Below are 16,672 nucleotides of genomic sequence, written 5' to 3' on the forward strand. Positions count from 1 at the left end.
ATTAATTCCACTGGAAAAAGTTTTGACTTGCGAGCGGGAAGGTGGGTATCTGGGGAGACTGGGAAGAGTAGCGACCGCGAGGCTTGCGATGCGCGGCAACAATCAACGACAGGGAGGAAGTAAAATGCGATCTGACAGGAACATGATGCTGGCCACGCTGCTCGGCGTTGCCGGTGTGCTCGCGGGCGGTACCATTCTGGCAAGCGCGCAGGACGGCCCGGCCGGGCTCACCAAGCCGGCGGTATTTGCGCCGTTCGATCCGAAGGCGCCGGCCTGCAGCCCACCGCCCGGCCTGAACAAGGTGCTGGCCTTCGCGCAGGATAACGAGCGTGAATTCATGCAGGGCGTCGACCGCGGCCTGGCCGCCGCCGCCAAGGATCGCGGGCTGGAATATCGCCGCGCGCTTGCCAACAATGACGCCGCCAAGGGCGTCGAGCAGGTGCAATTGTTTCTCGCCTCCAAGATCGGCGGTCTGGTCGCAGCCCCCGTGGACCCGGCCTCGATGAGCCGCAGCCTGCAGGAGCTTATCTGGTCGGGCGCCTATGTCGGCACCATCGTGCCGCCGCCGGCGACGTCGCTGCTCAACGCGCCGCAATACGAGACCGGCAAGGTGCTGGCCGAAGCGGCCGCGGCCTACATAAAGGACAAGCTCGGCGGCAAGGCCAATGTCGTCATCCTGTCGCATGACAGCATGGAATTCCTGGCGCCGCGCTTTGCCGCCATGCGCGACATCTTCAAGGCTATGCCAGGCGTCACCATCGTCGCCGACATCTCGCCCAATCCCGTCAACAAGGAAGGCGGCTTTGCCACGATGAGCACTATTCTCCAGGCCCATCCCGACGTCGATGTCGTGCTCGGCGCCGACACGGTCGTGCTCGGCGCGCTGGCTGCCCTGGAAGCGGCGGGCAAGGCGCGGCCGGACCAGTTCCTCGGCGGCATCGACGGCGAGCCGGAAGCGGTCGCCGCGATCAAGAAAGGCGGCGGTCCCTACAAGGCAAGCATCAGCCTTGCTTCGCCGGTCTTCGCCTACGCCATGGGCCAGCATGCCGCCGACTGGCTGGAGGGCAAGAGCATCCCGCAGGCGATGGATATCCTGCCCGTGGCGCTGACCAGCGACTACATGGCCCAGTACGAGGCCGACGTCGCCGACCCGGCCGCGGTCTACAAGGACCCGAAGCGCCGCGACATCTATCTCAGGATGTACGGCAACATCTGCTACGATACGCGCGACCAGTATGTGAATTTCCCCTGGTCATCCGAGGCAAAGTAGCGCCTGTTTTTCCCGCGCGGTACGGGCGGGTTCAGCCTGACCTGAAACCGCTCGCTTCAGTCAGAGGCAAGCATGAGCACAGACAGCCTTCGAACGGGGACGACGCCGCTGCAAACGGGCCGGTTTTCATCCTTGCTGCCGGGCGTCAAGGCGCCGGGCGAAGCGTCTGGCCGCGTCGGCCTTGCCCTGGTTGCGCTGGGCTTGATCGTCGCCTTCTCGCTGTTGAACAAATCGTTCTTCAGCCTCGACAATTTCGTCGTCATCGGCGTCAACTCGACCTCGATCCTGATTGCCGTGCTCGGCACCTCCGCGCTGCTGATCGCCGGCTATGTCGACCTCTCCATCGGCAGCATGGTCGCCTTGATCGGCATCATCACTGCCAAGGTTGCGGTGGCGACGCAGAGCGCGCTGCTGGCGATCTGCGTCGGCCTGGGTCTGGGCCTTTTGCTCGGTCTGCTCAACGGTCTGCTGGTGCGCAGGCTGAGCATCTCGCCGTTGATCGTCACGCTGGCGATGCTGGCGCTCTATGGCGGCCTTGCCTTCGTCGTCTCCAGCACCGCGGTCTATGGTTTTCCCGAGGCTCTGCTCGAATTGGGGCGGGGCAAGATCTTCGGCATCCAGTACACCGTGATCATCGCCGCGCTGGTCTTTGTGATCGGAGCCTTTGTCTTGACCAGCACGGTCACCGGCTTGAGGCTCTACGCCATAGGCGGCGACCCGCGCGCAGCCGAACTCTGCGGCATTCCGGTGCGGCGCACGGTGGTTGGCCTCTACGCCGCCAATGGCTTGCTGATCGGTTTGGTCTCGGTTCTGATCGCCGGTCGTCTCGGCAGCATCACGCCGACCATCGGCGTTCGCTTCGAGCTCGACGTGCTCACCGCTGCAATCCTCGGCGGCGTTGCGTTTTCCGGCGGCTCCGGCAGGCCGCTCGGCATCGCCATCGGCGTTGCCACCATTGGCATCCTCAATGCAGGACTGATCTTCGTCGGCCTGCAATCATGGTGGCAATCCATTTCGGTGGGAAGCATGCTGTTGCTCGCGTTGGTGGCCGACCAGGCTGCGATCGGTTTTCGCGGCCGGCGCGCCCTGGTGGCCGCGACCAACTTCACGGTGGCGGACAATGGTGCCGTCGCATCGGCCGGCCCTGCCGTGACGGCGGGCAATGGAGAAGCCCCGCAAGGTCCGGCATTCTCGATTGCCGGCGCCCGCAAATCCTACGGCGCGCTGACGGCCCTGGAAGAGGCGAGCTTCACGGTCGGCAAAGGCGAGATCGTCTGTCTGCTCGGCGACAATGGCGCCGGCAAGTCGACGCTGGTGAAGATTATTTCGGGCGCCATCCAGCCCGATGCCGGCGCGATGACCCTCGAGGGCCAGCCGATTTCCTTCAGGAGCCCGCAGGATGCACGCGGCGCCGGCCTGGAGACGGTCTACCAGGATTTGGCGCTCTGCCCAAACCTCAGCGTCGCCCACAACATGATCCTCGGGCGTGAGGAAACGCGGCGTTGGCTCGGTGTCTTCCCGGTTCGCGACGACCGAAAGGCCGCCGAGCAGTGTTGTGCCCGGCTTGCCGCGCTGGGCGTCACGCTTCGCGACGAAAACGTTCTGGTGCGCTCGCTGTCGGGCGGCCAGCGGCAGTCCATCGCCATTGCCCGCGCGCTTGCCGATCACGTCAAGCTGATCTGCCTCGACGAGCCCACCGCCGCGCTCGGCGTCAAGCAGACCGCGCAGGTCGTCAAGCTGATCCGTTCGATCGCCGCCAGCGGCACCGGCGTCATCCTGGTCACGCACGACCTGTCGACGGTCAGGGCGCTGGCCGACAGGATCGTCGTGCTCAGCCTCGGCAGGGTGGCTTACGACGGCTCGGCCAGACAGCTGACCGCCGATCAGCTCTGGGGCCTGATGGCAAGCGGGACGCTGGCGCCGGCCGCTGGGTAGGAATGCCGATCGCAGGATCTAAAGCTCGAGGCAGACCTTGCCGAAATGCCTTTGCGCTTCGTAGTGCCTGAAGGCGGCGGCGATATCCTGCAGTGGAAAGCTGCTGTCGATGACGGGCTTCAGGCGGTTGACCTCTATGGCACGGATCATGTCCTGCTGGTCGGCTTTGCTGCCGATGGAAATTCCGCTGATGCGGATCTGGTTCGAAAACAGCGCCGGGATCGAAACTTCTGCAGCAAAGCCGGTCAGGACGCCGATGAGTGCGATATGCCCGCCTGTCCGGCAGGCCGTTATCGACTGCGCCAGCGTCGCCGGTCCGCCGACCTCGATCACATGATCGACGCCGCGTCCGTCCGTCAGTTCCCTGGCCCTGCCGCCCCACTGCGGCACCGCCTTGTAGTTGATGACGCTCTCGGCCCCGAGCCGTCTGAGCTTCTCCAGCTTCTCTTCATCGGACGACGTGGCGATGACCCTTGCGCCGGCGGCCTTGGCAAATTGCAGCGCAAACAATGACACGCTGCCGGTGCCAAGGATCAGCACGGTGTCGCCGGGCTTTACCTTGCCGCATGTCACCAGGCCGCGCCAGGCCGTGACGCCCGTGCAGGTCAGCGTTGCCGCCTCGAGATGCGTATAGCCCGCCGGCGCCGTGGTGAAGGCCTGCGCCGGCATGCACACATACTCGCTGGCGAAGCCGTCGAAACTGTCTCCGGGAATGTCGCGGCTTGTATCGGATCTCATGTCGCTGGCCAGCCACCAGGGGTAGAAAACACTGACGACGCTGTCGCCCGGCTTGAACGTGTCGACGCCGTCACCGATCGCGATCACCTCGCCGGCGCCATCCGACAGCGGCACGCGGCCGTCGGCGAGCGGCACCTTGCCCTGTACGGCGAAATCGTCGCGCATGTTCAGCGCGCAAGCGCGAATCCTGACCAGCATTTCTCCCGGCCCAGGCCGGGGCTGATCCTCCTCGACCAGGTCTAGCTTGTCCAACCCGCCCGGCGCTCTCAGCCTGACCAGCTTCATAGTCTCTCTCCGACGTAAAGAGCGTTAGCATGGCGGCGGCGGTCCAGCCTATCGCCGGACCGGCCGGCCGGAAATCACGCGCAGCCAAGGCGCCAGATGGACGGCGCTCATCAAGAGATACATCAGCGGCATGCCGGTGAGCGGGGAGGCATCGGCCCCCAGGCACGACATGGCGCCGTCGCCAGCGTGAATGCAGGTGAGCAGCGCCATCACGGCGAAAACAGGGGCCGCGGCGAGGCATAGCCACTCGGCGGTGCGGAGAGAAACTGCATCGGAGCGTTGAGGGACCTCACTGCCGGTGCCTGTGCCGATATCGCTCATGGTCATAATCCCTTGATGATCAATGCCCGGCTTTCCTGTCCCGTGAGGGACAGGAAACCAAGCTGGATGGGCGCCGCTCCAGGTCCTTACTTGCCGTCCTTGTTGCGGAACGCGGCTTCGCCGGCCGCCGACACTTCCTCCCACGTCTTGTCGGGTGCGGCGTCGTAATTGTCGTGCCAGTTCCACCAGCTGTAGAGCTCGGTCTGCGGATAGCCTTCGGGCGAATCCTCCCAGATTTCCTGGCGGCCGAGCGGCGTTGCGTCGAGGTAGCTCCAGACCGTGCCCATCTGCTCGTCGCCGCGGTTGTTGATGAAGTAGGTGCGATACACTTTCTTGCCGTCCTGGATGAACACGTTGTGGCCGTGCCATTCGTCGACGCCGAAATCCTTGTCGAAACTGTCGGTGATTGTGTACCAGGGCATCTCCCAACCCATCCGCTGCTTCAAGCTGGCAATGTCGGCCTGCGGCGCGCGGGAGGCATAGGCAAGCGTGGTGTTGCGGGCGTTGAGATGGGCGAGATGGCCGACCTGGTCGGCGCCGAGCGAACAGCCGCGGCAGGCATGTTCGGGCCAGCCGTGGACGCCGGGTTCGTAGAAGGCGCGGTAGACGATCAACTGGCGCCGGCCCTCGAACAAATCGAGCAGGCTCGCTTTGCCGTTGGGACCTTCAAACACATAGGCCTTGTCTACTTCCATCCATGGCATGCGCCGGCGCTCGGCCGACAGCGCGTCCCTGGCGCGCATCGTTGCCTTTTCCTTCACCAGCATCTTTTCGCGCTCGGCTTCCCATTCTTGCCTTGAAACGACCGGTGGGGTCTTCATTGCCACGTGCTTGGTCATTGCTTGTTTCCTTTGCCAGTTGTTGAGCCGTTGTGGCTTGTCGTTGCCTGTTGATCGTGAGGCAGGCTAGGGCCGCGAGGCGGCGAGGGCGGAGTTACAAATGTGACGGCATTTGCAGGGGGGCCACCGCAGCAGGGGTGGCGAGGCCGCACGGTGGGCTCGAAGTCCTCGGAAGCAGGCATGGTCGGTTTTTCCTTATTGAGAAGCTTAACACGACTGTCTGAGATGCTCAGGCTAGCGAATGCGAATATTGCCGTCAACGCAGGCCTGGGCGTCTTCAACCAGTCCAGATGGCTAGGTCGCCGTCCGCGGCTTGCTGCTTGGCGGTGGTGACTTAAGTTAGGGCCGATAAGGGGAGCGGTGGGAGTTACAAATGTGACGGGATTTGCATGGACTCGCTGATCACCGCGGCAGGGCTGGCGCTGGCGGCGGGCAATCCTCTGGCGGCACTCGACCGCGTCGCCTTGCGCGAGGATGCCCCGGCGCTGGCGTTGCGCGGCATTGCCATGGCGCAGCTCGGCGATTTCGATCGCGCCAAAGTACTGTTGCGTAGGGCCGGCCGTGCCTTCGGTCCAAAGGAGGCGGTGGCGCGCGCCAGGTGCGTTGTCGCCGAAGCCGAGATCGCACTTGTTTCGCGTGATCTCGGCTGGCCGTCCAAGGCGCTCGACGCGGCGCGGTCGACATTGGAAAAGCATGGCGACCGGCTGAACGCGGCGCATGCCGGGCATCTCAAAGTGCGCCGCCTGCTGCTGATCGGCCGCCTCGACGAGGCTGAAGACGTGCTGGCTGGGCTCGATCCGTCGCCGCTTCCGCCGGCCTCACGCGCCGCGCATGAACTCGCGGTTGCCGGCATCGCCATGCGGCGCCTGAAGACGAAGGCCGCGCGCGCAGCCCTTGAGTGGGCGCGCCATGCCGCCCGCCGGGCCGGCATTCCGGGTCTCATGGCGGAGGTCGACAGCGCCTTCCTGGCGCTGGAGACGCCGGCGGCGCGGCTGATCGCAGGCGGCGAGGAGCATCCGCTGTTGCTCGAAGAAGTCGAGGCGCTGCAGGCGTCGCGCGCGCTGGTCGTCGATACGTTCCGCTATATCGTGCACAAGCAGGAAACAACGATCTCGCTGGCAACGCGGCCGGTGCTGTTTGCGCTGGCGCGCGCGCTTGCCGAAGCCTGGCCGGCGGATGTGCCGAGGGCGACGCTGATTGCCCGCGCCTTTGGCGGCCGGCATGCCGATGAATCGCATCGCGCCAGGCTGCGGGTCGAGATCGGCCGGCTGCGCGCCGAATTGCGGCCGCTGGCGGGCATCGGCGCGACCAGCCAGGGCTTTGCGCTAAAGCCGCGCGAAGCAGGCTCCGTGGCGGTGCTGGCGCGGCCGATCGAGGAGCGGCACGCCGCGGTGCTGGCCTTCCTGGCCGATGGTAAATCCTGGGCCAGCTCGGCGTTGGCGCTGGCGCTGGGCGCCGGACAGCGCAGCGTACAGCGGGCGCTCGAGCAGTTGGCCGAGACCGGCAAAGTGCAGTCCTTCGGCCACGGCCGGGCGCGGCGCTGGATGACGCCACCGGTCGCTGGTTTCACGACCACCTTGTTACTCCCGTCGCCGCTGCCGAACGGCTAGGAAAGGTGACCATGATCGAGGACCAGGACATGAAACATTCAGCAGCGGAAATCCTGCGCGAATACGGGCCCTTTCCTGATGTCGACACCGTGCACGGCGTGAGCTTCGACGGACAGAATGTCTGGTTTGCGACGGGCGAGCGGCTGACCGCCTTCGATCCGGCAAGCGGCGAGACGCTGCGCTCGATCGATGTCGCGGCACATGCCGGCACCGCCTATGACGGCCGGCATCTGTTCCAGCTCGCCGGGGACCGCATCCAGAAGATCGACCCCGATACCGGCAAGGTGCTCTCCACCATCCCGGCGCCCGGCGGCGGCCGCGATTCCGGCATGACCTGGGCCGAGGGCACGCTCTGGGTGGGGCAGAACCGGGAGCGCAAGATCCACCAGATCGATCCCGAGACCGGGAAAATCCTGCGCACCATCGACTCAAACCGCTTCGTCACCGGAGTGACCTGGGTCGATGGCGAGCTCTGGCACGGCACCTGGGAAGGCGACCAGAGCGATGTCCGGCGCGTCGATCCGCAAACTGGCAAGGTGCTGGAACGGCTCGACATGCCGGCGGGGGTGGGCGTTTCCGGGCTCGAATCCGACGGCGGCGACCGCTTCTTTTGCGGCAGCGGCCCTGGCGGCATGGTGCGATCGGTGCGTCGGCCGAAGTAAGGCCGTCAAGTATTGGGCCGGCAGCGTATTTCCTACGGTCATCCCGCCGAGATCATATCCCGGAGCCGTCGAGCAGCGGGACGTCTTCGCCTTGCCACGGACTTGGCATTGAAGCCCGGCTCAGATTGGCCGTCGGCAGCGGCATCCAGCATTTCAACTCCGGTTCGGGGTATTCGATCACCCGTCCTGGCGACGAATCGGAAGAGCGCCAGCCCTCCGTGCCGAACTGGTCGGCGCGCGACCAGTAAGCGAGGTCGACCTCGGCCGGCCCCTGTTCCGATGGCCTGACCGTGACCAGGATGCGGCTGCCGTCCTTGGGGGCGCTCGCCATGTGCCGCCAGCGATCGGGTTCGTCCATTCTCATGTCCTCCTGCACGTTGCAGGGATAGTCGCCGCGCGCTTGGCAGCGGTCAACCCGAACTTTGCCCAAGCACGAGATCTGTTTAGCACTCCCGCGCCGTCGGCCGAAACAAGATCTGGTTCATGTCGACCTCGTCGGGCTGGCTCACGGCGAACGCCCCCATGGCGAAAGAATCCGGATGCCGGGCCGCAACAGGAAAATCGAAACCGGCATGTGAACGGGCTCACATGCCGCCACTGCAAGGAACGCTATGGGACGTCCGGCCATGACAGGGGTTTCGGATGACACTTGCTGATCTGTCTTTTTATCTTTTCACTATTTTCAATGGCTTGCGGGTGGTGTCCTACCTGCCGCAGATCGTGCGGGTGGCCCGGGACAGGCACGGGGCGTCGGCGATTTCCTACGCGACCTGGCTGTTGTGGACAGGCGCCAACGCCACGACGGGACTCTACGCCCACATCAATCTGAACGATCCCGCTCTGGCGGCGATCAACTGGCTGAACGCCGTATGCTGCGTGCTGGTCATCGCGCTCACCGCCTACAAGCGCCATCGCGCACGGCTTCCGGTTGAGGAAGCCGCAAGCCGGTCGGAAGCGACCGCTCTGATGGTCGACAATGTCTGCTGAAGATCACCGCGGCAGATTGCGCTTTTCGAGGCCGCTCTCAGACATGCACGGTGCCATGCGAAAGCTCGCCCTCGTCGCTTGAGATGAGGAAAGCGGCTGCGAGTAGGCCGACATAGAACAGCCCGACCATGCACACGACATAGATGCCTGGAACCGGGCCGAGCTGCGCCACGCGCGCGGCGTCGAGAAATGACGCGCCCAAGCCTATCGGCGACCCTTCGCGCTGCAGACTGGGCGTCGTGATCTTCAGCACCCACGCCAGCATCAGGATCGTGTACATGAAAATGTAGTTGCGGCGCAGCCGGCGCACCAACGCCGCGCGTTGCGAGATCAGGAAGCGCGGCGAACGCAGGCCTTCGCCGACGATGGCCAGCCAGTTGGAGGCGTAGTCGGGCTGCGGCGAGAAAATCTGCGCGAAATAATAGCGCTCGAACTGGCGCACCCTGGCCCGGTAGACGTCGAAGAAACGATAGCGCCGCGCCTCGATCCATAGCAGCAGCGTGGTCAGCAGCATGGCAAAGAGCAGCACCCCATGATGGGCGCTGGGCGTCGAGAGTGAGACTGAGAGCATGGCGGCGACGACAGTAATCGCCCAGTTGCTGGTACGGTCCAGCCGGTCGCGCCAGCCGGCCATGCGGGCGATTTCGGCGCGGTGGAAATGCGACATGGTGGCCACGAATTCCGATGAGGTGAGCTTCAGCGCGAACGCATCAGAGGCCCGCGGCGCTGCAGCCGCTTCGTCGGTTTTCACGGTCTTGACCTGGGACATCCCTTGCCACGCGCCTCCCAACGCCATGGCCGGCCGAAACGACGCCGGTCATCCCCATCCGCGCAACGCGCAATCGGTTGAAAATGTTCCGTCGCCGGCCCGGGTCTCGGCGGTTTATCCGCAGTCAGATAGGCCCGTTATGCGATTCAGGTAAGGAGGAACCTGCGGCGCGCCAAGGGAGCGTGGCGTGCAACCGATCTCGCCCGCAAACGTTATACCGGGCACGATGAGGGGGTGCATGTCCTTCGTGGTCAACCGGCGCCGGTCGGTCGCGCTTGCCGCGGCAGCCTTCGCATTCATGCCGGCCGCATCGTTGGCAGCCGAAAAGACCGGCATGTCCAGCGAGGGCATTTTCGTTCTCGAAATCCTCCTTCTGCTTCTCGTCGGCCGCGGCATCGGCGAATTGCTGGAGCGTCTCGGCCAGCCGGCGGTGATGGGTCAGCTCATCGGCGGCATCCTGCTCGGGCCATCGCTGCTCGGCTGGCTATTGCCGGAAGCAGAACGCGTGATCTTTTCAGGCGACGCCACCCAAAAGAGCATGATCAGCGCCATCGCACAGCTCGGCGTGTTGATGCTTCTGTTGCTCACCGGGATGGAGACGGATCTGCGGCTGGTGCGCAGGGTCGGCCGTGCGTGCTTTTCCATCTCCGCCGCGGGCGTCGCCGTGCCTTTCGCGCTCGGCTTCACCGCCGCACAGCTCATGCCGGCCTCGCTGCTGGCCGACGGAACCGAGCGCATTGTCGCCGGTCTCTTCCTCGGCACGGCGCTGTCGATCTCCTCGGTCAAGATCGTCGCCATGGTGGTGCGCGAGATGAACTTCATGCGCCGCGATCTCGGTCAGACCATCGTCTCGTCGGCCATCATCGAGGACACGATCGGCTGGGTGATCATCGCCATCACCATCGGCATCGCCACCAAGGGGCGCTTCGAGCTCGGCAGCCTTGCCTTCACCATTGTCGGCGTTGCCGCCTTCATGGGGTTTTCCTTCACGATTGGCCGCCGCATCGTCTTCGACGCCATCCGCTGGACCAACGATACGTTCCGCAGCGAATACGCCGTCGTCACCGTCATTCTCGCCATCATGGGCGCAATGGCGCTGATCACCGATCTGATCGGCGTCCACACCGTGCTTGGCGCCTTCGTCGCCGGCATACTGGTTGGGGAATCGCCGATCCTGTCGCGTCATATCGAAGGGCAATTGCGCGGCGTCATCATGGCGCTGTTCATGCCGGTTTTCTTCGGCGTCGCCGGCCTTTCGGCGGATCTCACCGTGCTTGTCGACCACGAGCTTGCGCTACTCACGGCCGCTTTGGTGCTGATCGCCAGCTTCGGCAAATTCGCCGGCGCCTTCATCGGCGCCGAGCTTGCCGGCATGAGCCGCAAGGAAGGCATCGCCGTCGGTTGCGGCATGAACGCGCGCGGCTCGACCGAAGTCATCGTCGCCTCGATTGGCCTGTCGATCGGCGTTCTGTCGCACGATCTTTTCACCATGATCGTGACCATGGCCGTCATCACCACGCTCGCCATGCCGCCGACCTTGCGTTGGGCACTCGGCCGCTTGCCGATGGGCGAGAACGAGAAGAAGCGTCTGGAGCGCGAGGAGATCGACCAACGCGGCTTCATCGCCAATCTGGAACGACTGCTGGTGGTGACCGATGAGGGCGTTGTCGGCCGCTTTGCTGCTTACCTCGCAGGAGTCGTGGGCGCCGGCAGGCCGACGACGGTGCTGCATGTCCGAGGCGAGGGGGAGGAGGCCGAGCCCGGCACGGATGCGAAGCTCGAGCCGATCGAAAAGGGTGCCGAGGACAGCCGCGAGGCCGCCAGGAGTTCGGACGAGGAGCTGGCCCGCGCGGCGCCTGTCACGCGGCGCCACGAGGCCGAGCTTTCGGCCGAAACGGTTGCCAAGGAGGCGCGCAAAGGCTATGGGCTGCTGCTGATCGGGCTCGGCCGCGCGGTCACGTCGAAAGGTGGGTTTGCCCGCCGCATCAACGAGATCGCCGGCGCCTTCGAGGGCCCGCTATGCCTGGTGCTGAAGGCGACCGGCGCCGGCCGCCAGATGCCAAGGCTAGGACCTGAAGGCGGGAAGATTCTGGTTCCGGTCAACGGCACCGCGATCGCCCGCCGGGGTGCCGAAATGGCGCTGGCGATTGCAGCGGTCACGGGTGCGCGGGTCAAGATACTTTATGTCGCGCGCGTCGGCCGCGACGAACCGCGCGACACTGTCTCGCATCGCCGCAGGGAGGCGGTGCTGAAGGATACCGTCGCACTAGCCGACCGCTATGGCGTCGAGATCGAGACGGCCATCCGCAGCCGGGCCGCCGCCGCCGATGCCATTGCCCGCCAGGCCGGCAGGGGGGCGGCGCTGATCGTCATGGGCGTGGCGCGGCGCCCTGGCGAGGAACTCTTCTTCGGCGAGACGACCACCGGCGTGCTGCAGCGCTGCCAATGCCCGGTGGTGCTGATCTCGGACGCCAGGCTCAGCCGCGACGACGAGGGCAGAGAAGAGCTGCGCTCGGGAACGGGGACAGGGTGATGAGTATTTCCCCTCGAGGGGAAATTTCGCTCATGCCGCCTGCAGCCTCTCTCGGCCGGGCTGCGGCGGGAAGGCGATGGCGATGCCGGCAGCACCGAGGCCGATCAGCGCCGAGCCGATGAACAGCCAGGAATAGCTGGCATAGGCGTCGAAGATCATGCCGCCGGCGAGCGGGCCGAACGACATGCCGAGGCTGGACAACAGGGTCGCGGCGCCAAGTATCGTGCCGATGATGCGTGGCCCGAAATAGTCGCGCGCCAGAACCGCATAGAGCGGCATGACGCCGCCATATGTGGCGCCGAAGATGATCGCCAGGAGATAGAACTGCTCGAGATTGCCGACGGCGAGATAGGCGGCGATCACCACCGCCTGGATGGCGAGGCCCACGATCAGCACCGGCTTGGCGCCCAGCCTGTCGCCGAGCACGCCGTAGAGCACGCGCCCGCCAAGGCCGGCAAGGCCCTCGACGCTGTAGATCGACACGGCTGCCATCGGCGCCACGCCGCACGACATGGCATAGCTCACCATGTGGAAGATCGGCCCCGAATGCGCCGCGCAACAGGCGAAGAAGGTCATGCCCAGCACCAGGAATTGCGGCGAGCGCAACGCCTGGCCGACTGACATGCCGGGGGCCGCGGCAGGTGCGGGCGCGCTGCCATCCGCTGCCGCGACCGCCGCCGACGGCTGGAGCACCAGGAAGACGGCCGGCAGCAACAGCACCCAAGCCATGATCCCGATGTCGAACATGGCGGTACGCCAGTCATAGGCCGTGATCAGCCAGCGTGCGAAGGGCGAAATGGTCATCGGCGCCACGCCCATGCCGGCCGAGACCAGCGACACGGCCAGGCTGCGATGGGTCTCGAACCAGGCGGTGGTCAGCGCGATCATCGGCGCGAAGAAGGCGCTGGCCGCCAGCCCGACGATGACGCCATAGCTCAGCTGGAAGACCAGCAGCGATTGGGCTCGGCTTGCCACCACCAGCGACAGACCGAGCAGCACCGCGCCGGCAAAAACCACCGGGCGGGCGCCGACACGGTCATAGATGGCGCCCCAGGCGAAACCGCCTGCGCCCATCACCAAGAAATTCAGCGTCATGGCGCTGGAAATGCCGGTTCGCGACCAGTTGGTGTCGAGCGCCATCGGCTCGAGAAAGATCGCCAGCGAAAACATCGCGCCGAGCGCCACACAGGTCATCAGCGCGCCGCACGCGACGATCACCCAACGGTAGGAACTGTTCATGCTCTTCTCCCGAGATCGGTTTCGATGCGGCGCCACTCGCTCCAGCTCCGTTGCGCCGCTTGCGTCCGAAGGACGTTGGCGGGATTTCGAATCCGACGATCCGATTGCATTTTTTATCCGGTCTGCGTGGAAGTCCATCCGGATATGACAAAAGCAGGGGCGTAAGGCTGCCAAGCGCGCCGACAAGATAGACTGCCGAATTGACGAGCCGCTCCGCGGCACTAGCTTTGTGGTCTCGCGACGGGAGATATCGCTCATGGAACTGCATCGCGGCCGCCTCATCGACCACGTCCAGCTGGTGGTCAGGGACCTCAAGGCGAGCCGGCGCTTCTATGAAGCCGTCTTCAAGGTGCTCGGCATTCCGATCGGCGGCGAGGCAGAGGACTATTTCTGGGCCGACGAGCTGTTCATCTCAAGCCTCGACAGCCGGGCGGCGAAGGGACAGCTGACCGGGCGCCATCATCTGGCCCTCCAGGCCAGGGACAAGGCCATGGTCGATGCGTTCTACAAGGCCGGCCTCGATGCCGGCGGCGCCGACAATGGCGCGCCGGGTGAGCGGCCCTACCACCCCGGCTACTACGCCGCCTTCCTGCTCGACCCCGACGGCAACAACATCGAGGCGGTGTTTCACGGGCCGGCAAAGCGAAGTGCCGCTTCGGTCGAGATCAATTTCTAGCGCAGGTTCACGAGGAGCGGGTTGCGGTGATCCGTCCGGAGTTCTCGTAAAAACAAAGAGTTGAAGCGGTCCACGGATTCAATCGCTGAACTACTTCACATTGCCGGCGCGTAGCGGTTCACCACCATTCCGCAGGCATAGGCTTTAGAGCCGAGCAGGCGCAATTTCAGGAAGCCGCCACAGTCGAAAATCCGCTCGCCGTCGCCCAGCGCGGCCGGATTGATGAACAGCTGGAACTCATCGACCAGTCCCGCTGCAATCAGCGCCGAGGCAAAGCCGGCGCCGCCGAATACCGCCATGTCGCCTTCACCTTCAGCTTTCAGGGCCTTGACCTCGCGCGGCAGGTCGCCGCTGGCAAGCGTCGTGCGCTCCCACCGCGATGCCGCGAGCTTGTCGCTCAGCACCACCTTGCGCGCCTCGACGATGCGCTGCGCAAAGGCGTAGAAGGGATCGCGCGGATAGTTTTTTGCCGCATTGCCCCAATGGGTTAGATAGCCTTCTTCGGCCATCTTGCGGCTGAGCAGAATGGTATCGATGCCGGCGAACACCGCGTTGAAATCCTGCTTCAAGTCGTCGTCCCACGGGCAGTTGGCGCCCCATTCCCAGAGCTGCCAGTGCTCATCGCCGGCCGCGCCGACAAAACCGTCGACCGACATCTGCATCTGCAGGATCAGTTTTCTCATCGTCGTTCTCCTGATTGAGCTCTGGTGTCACCAGCGCCAGGTCAGGCGGCGTTGGTTATTGCTTTACTTTCGGAACCATTGACACGAGAGAAAAATGATGTCAATAGTAAAGTGATTTAGAAATGGAAGCATTGAAATGTCGACCAGGGAAAGATCCGGCTGCCCCATCAGCCTGTCGCTCGAACTGCTGGGTGACCGCTGGACGCTGCTGATCATCCGCGACATGATTTTCGCGGGAAAAAGGCACTTCAGGGAGTTCCTGCTATCAGGCGAAGGCATCTCGTCGCGCACGCTGGCCGAGCGGCTGCAGACCTTGCAGGATGAGGGCATCGTCACCAGAAGCGACGACCCCACGCACAAGCTCAAGGCGATCTACAGGCTGACCGAGGCCGGCATCGACCTGTTGCCGGTGCTGGCGACGCTCGGCGCCTGGGGCAGCAAATACCGCAACGCCGACGACAAGCTGGCCAGGATCGCCGACGAACTGGCGGCCGGCGGCGAGGCAGCGCTCGAGCAGATAAAGAAGAAGCTGCGCGCCGAGCATGTCGGCTAGGGAGGAACGCCTCCCTTCGCGCTGGTGGCGGGCTAGATCGACACGACATCGCGCAGCCTCACCCTTCCCATCCCGCAAATCGCTGTGGCCGGAGCCATGTCTGCTTCGGATTGCCATCGCCCGAACCACGGCCTCCTCCAGCCAGCGCGCGGTGGCGGGGGCGGCATGCATGCCGATTGGGCCTATGCCGCCATGCACGTAGAGCTCTTCGACCGCGGTGCGGCCGGCGACAGGCAGCCCGTCCGACAGCATGGGGCGATTGCCGGGATAGACATTCGTCACCGGGGTGAGCCGAGACCGGACAGGATGCGTAGCGTGCGCGCCGCGATGCGAAGGCGTCTCGGCGCTAGCGCGCCGTCCACCTTCTCCAACAAGGGGAGAAGGTGAGGCGCGCCTTGTCCCGCCTGCGCTTCTACGCGTAGCCTAAGGAGCTAGCGGGAGGAGAATCGCTTGGACACCACTGTCGTTATTGTCGGCGCCGGGCCCGCCGGCCTTGCGGTCGGTGCCTGCCTGAAGCGGGCAGGAGTGGATTTCATCCTGCTCGAAAAATCGCAGGAGATCGCGCCCGCCTGGCGGCGGCACTATCGGCGGCTGCATCTGCATACGGTCAAGTCGTTCTCGTCGCTGCCGTTCCTGCCCTTTCCCAAAAATTATCCGCGCTACGTGCCGCGCGAACTGGTGGTCCGCTATCTCGACGACTACGCGGAAAAATTCGATCTGCGCCCGCGCTTCGGCGTGACGGTGAAAGCCATTCGCCTCGGGGACGGCGGTTTTCTGGTCGAGACAGGATCGGACAACCTCAAGGCGCGCCATGTCGTTATCGCCAGCGGTAACAATGCCGAGCCGATCGTCCCCCGGCTCCCTGCCATCGAAGCTTTCAAGGGCGAGGTGCTGCACAGCGCCGACTATACGCAAGCGGCGCCCTTTGCCGGCCGCTCGGTGCTGATCGTCGGCATGGGCAACACCGGCGCCGAGATCGCGCTCGACTTGGCGGAAAGTGGCGCGCGTCCGACCATTTCGGTGCGCAAGGGCGTCCACATCGTGCCGCGCCAGCTGTTTGGCGTGCCGATCCAGATGGTCGGCATCGCCAGCCGGCCAATGCCGCAGGCGCTGAACGACTGGATGTTTCCGATCATCCTCGATTTCGCGCTGGGCAAGCTCGAGAAATACGGCATCGTCAGGCCGAAACAGGGCATCCTGCAACAGATCGACGAAGTCGGCCGCATCCCGGTCATCGACGTCGGCACGGTCGACGCCATCACCAAAGGCGCCATCAAGATCGCGCCCGACATAGCGGGCTTCACCGAGCGCGGCGCTGCGTTCACCGACGGCAGGCAGGAAAATTTCGACGCCGTCATCCTCGCCACCGGCTATCGCCCGGGCTACGAAAAGTTTCTGCCCGTGGAATTGCAGCCGGAGCGCAGTGGCGTCAACGCCCGCGCCTCGCAACTCGGCCTCTACCTCGTCGGCTTCTACAATCCGGTCACCGGTCTGCTCAGGGAAATTGGACGCGAGGCGAAGGCAGTGGCGGCCGACATTGCTCGGCGAGGCTGAAAGGGGCGGCGTCGGCCA

General features: G+C 64.8%; 16 protein-coding genes. 9 read left to right on the forward strand and 7 right to left on the reverse strand.

What is annotated here, in order from left to right:
• The first annotated feature begins 124 nt into the window (after positions 1-124).
• Together AC3EML_RS15425 and AC3EML_RS15430 are read left to right on the forward strand one after the other, a co-directional pair.
• The gene (locus AC3EML_RS15425; protein ID WP_032923983.1) at positions 125-1,270 is read left to right on the forward strand and encodes a sugar ABC transporter substrate-binding protein; all 1,146 of its coding nucleotides are present in this window, start codon (positions 125-127) and stop codon (positions 1,268-1,270) included.
• Between the two features lie 72 nt (positions 1,271-1,342).
• Entirely contained in the window at positions 1,343-3,205 is a 1,863-nt protein-coding gene (locus tag AC3EML_RS15430) for an ATP-binding cassette domain-containing protein (RefSeq protein WP_352521025.1), read from the forward strand.
• 18 nt (positions 3,206-3,223) lie between these two features.
• On the opposite strand, the gene AC3EML_RS15435 is transcribed toward AC3EML_RS15430, so the two are convergent.
• From AC3EML_RS15435 to AC3EML_RS15445, 3 genes are all read right to left on the reverse strand, one after another.
• Positions 3,224-4,228: a zinc-dependent alcohol dehydrogenase family protein gene (locus tag AC3EML_RS15435; RefSeq protein WP_352521024.1), complete on the reverse strand. Its 1,005-nt coding sequence runs from the start codon at positions 4,226-4,228 to the stop codon at positions 3,224-3,226.
• Positions 4,229-4,276: 48 nt separating this feature from the next.
• Positions 4,277-4,549, reverse strand: a complete 273-nt coding sequence (locus tag AC3EML_RS15440) for a hypothetical protein (protein WP_352521023.1) — start codon at positions 4,547-4,549, stop codon at positions 4,277-4,279.
• A gap of 86 nt (positions 4,550-4,635) precedes the next feature.
• Entirely contained in the window at positions 4,636-5,388 is a 753-nt protein-coding gene (locus tag AC3EML_RS15445; protein ID WP_023695474.1) for a DUF899 domain-containing protein, read from the reverse strand.
• A 389-nt stretch (positions 5,389-5,777) separates the two neighbouring features.
• Between AC3EML_RS15445 and AC3EML_RS15450 the strand changes: the two genes are divergently transcribed.
• Both AC3EML_RS15450 and AC3EML_RS15455 read left to right on the forward strand, forming a co-directional pair.
• Positions 5,778-6,998 carry a helix-turn-helix domain-containing protein gene (locus AC3EML_RS15450; protein ID WP_488500309.1) on the forward strand — a complete coding sequence of 407 codons (1,221 nt, stop codon included), beginning with the start codon at positions 5,778-5,780 and terminating at the stop codon, positions 6,996-6,998.
• Positions 6,999-7,027: 29 nt separating this feature from the next.
• Positions 7,028-7,660 carry a Vgb family protein gene (locus tag AC3EML_RS15455; RefSeq protein ID WP_023730380.1) on the forward strand — a complete coding sequence of 211 codons (633 nt, stop codon included), beginning with the start codon at positions 7,028-7,030 and terminating at the stop codon, positions 7,658-7,660.
• Between the two features lie 52 nt (positions 7,661-7,712).
• On the opposite strand, the gene AC3EML_RS15460 is transcribed toward AC3EML_RS15455, so the two are convergent.
• Positions 7,713-8,018 carry a hypothetical protein gene (locus tag AC3EML_RS15460; protein ID WP_023689804.1) on the reverse strand — a complete coding sequence of 102 codons (306 nt, stop codon included), beginning with the start codon at positions 8,016-8,018 and terminating at the stop codon, positions 7,713-7,715.
• A 284-nt stretch (positions 8,019-8,302) separates the two neighbouring features.
• On the opposite strand from AC3EML_RS15460, the gene AC3EML_RS15465 reads away from it, so the two are divergent.
• Positions 8,303-8,647: a PQ-loop domain-containing transporter gene (locus AC3EML_RS15465; RefSeq protein WP_023673886.1), complete on the forward strand. Its 345-nt coding sequence runs from the start codon at positions 8,303-8,305 to the stop codon at positions 8,645-8,647.
• A 37-nt stretch (positions 8,648-8,684) separates the two neighbouring features.
• Here the strand turns inward: AC3EML_RS15465 and AC3EML_RS15470 are convergent, their stop codons facing one another.
• Positions 8,685-9,416, reverse strand: coding sequence for a DUF2270 domain-containing protein (locus tag AC3EML_RS15470; protein WP_023673885.1), 732 nt, complete (start codon positions 9,414-9,416; stop codon positions 8,685-8,687).
• Positions 9,417-9,654: 238 nt separating this feature from the next.
• Here AC3EML_RS15470 and AC3EML_RS15475 point away from each other — a divergent pair, with 238 nt between their 5' ends.
• The gene (locus AC3EML_RS15475) at positions 9,655-11,949 is read left to right on the forward strand and encodes a cation:proton antiporter domain-containing protein (protein ID WP_352521022.1); all 2,295 of its coding nucleotides are present in this window, start codon (positions 9,655-9,657) and stop codon (positions 11,947-11,949) included.
• Positions 11,950-11,979: 30 nt separating this feature from the next.
• Here AC3EML_RS15475 and AC3EML_RS15480 read toward each other — a convergent pair whose 3' ends face one another.
• The gene (locus AC3EML_RS15480) at positions 11,980-13,188 is read right to left on the reverse strand and encodes an MFS transporter (RefSeq protein WP_023735437.1); all 1,209 of its coding nucleotides are present in this window, start codon (positions 13,186-13,188) and stop codon (positions 11,980-11,982) included.
• A 247-nt stretch (positions 13,189-13,435) separates the two neighbouring features.
• Here AC3EML_RS15480 and AC3EML_RS15485 point away from each other — a divergent pair, with 247 nt between their 5' ends.
• The gene (locus AC3EML_RS15485) at positions 13,436-13,864 is read left to right on the forward strand and encodes a VOC family protein (RefSeq protein ID WP_156936038.1); all 429 of its coding nucleotides are present in this window, start codon (positions 13,436-13,438) and stop codon (positions 13,862-13,864) included.
• Between the two features lie 95 nt (positions 13,865-13,959).
• On the opposite strand, the gene AC3EML_RS15490 is transcribed toward AC3EML_RS15485, so the two are convergent.
• Entirely contained in the window at positions 13,960-14,547 is a 588-nt protein-coding gene (locus AC3EML_RS15490; protein ID WP_023673464.1) for a dihydrofolate reductase family protein, read from the reverse strand.
• A gap of 136 nt (positions 14,548-14,683) precedes the next feature.
• Here AC3EML_RS15490 and AC3EML_RS15495 point away from each other — a divergent pair, with 136 nt between their 5' ends.
• Both AC3EML_RS15495 and AC3EML_RS15500 read left to right on the forward strand, forming a co-directional pair.
• Complete coding sequence (locus tag AC3EML_RS15495; RefSeq protein WP_352521020.1) at positions 14,684-15,100, forward strand: winged helix-turn-helix transcriptional regulator; 417 nt, start codon at positions 14,684-14,686, stop codon at positions 15,098-15,100.
• A gap of 450 nt (positions 15,101-15,550) precedes the next feature.
• Positions 15,551-16,654, forward strand: coding sequence for a flavin-containing monooxygenase (locus AC3EML_RS15500; RefSeq protein WP_023685900.1), 1,104 nt, complete (start codon positions 15,551-15,553; stop codon positions 16,652-16,654).
• The last annotated feature ends 18 nt before the right edge of the window (positions 16,655-16,672 follow it).

The organism is Mesorhizobium sp. P170090, assembly GCF_057786115.1.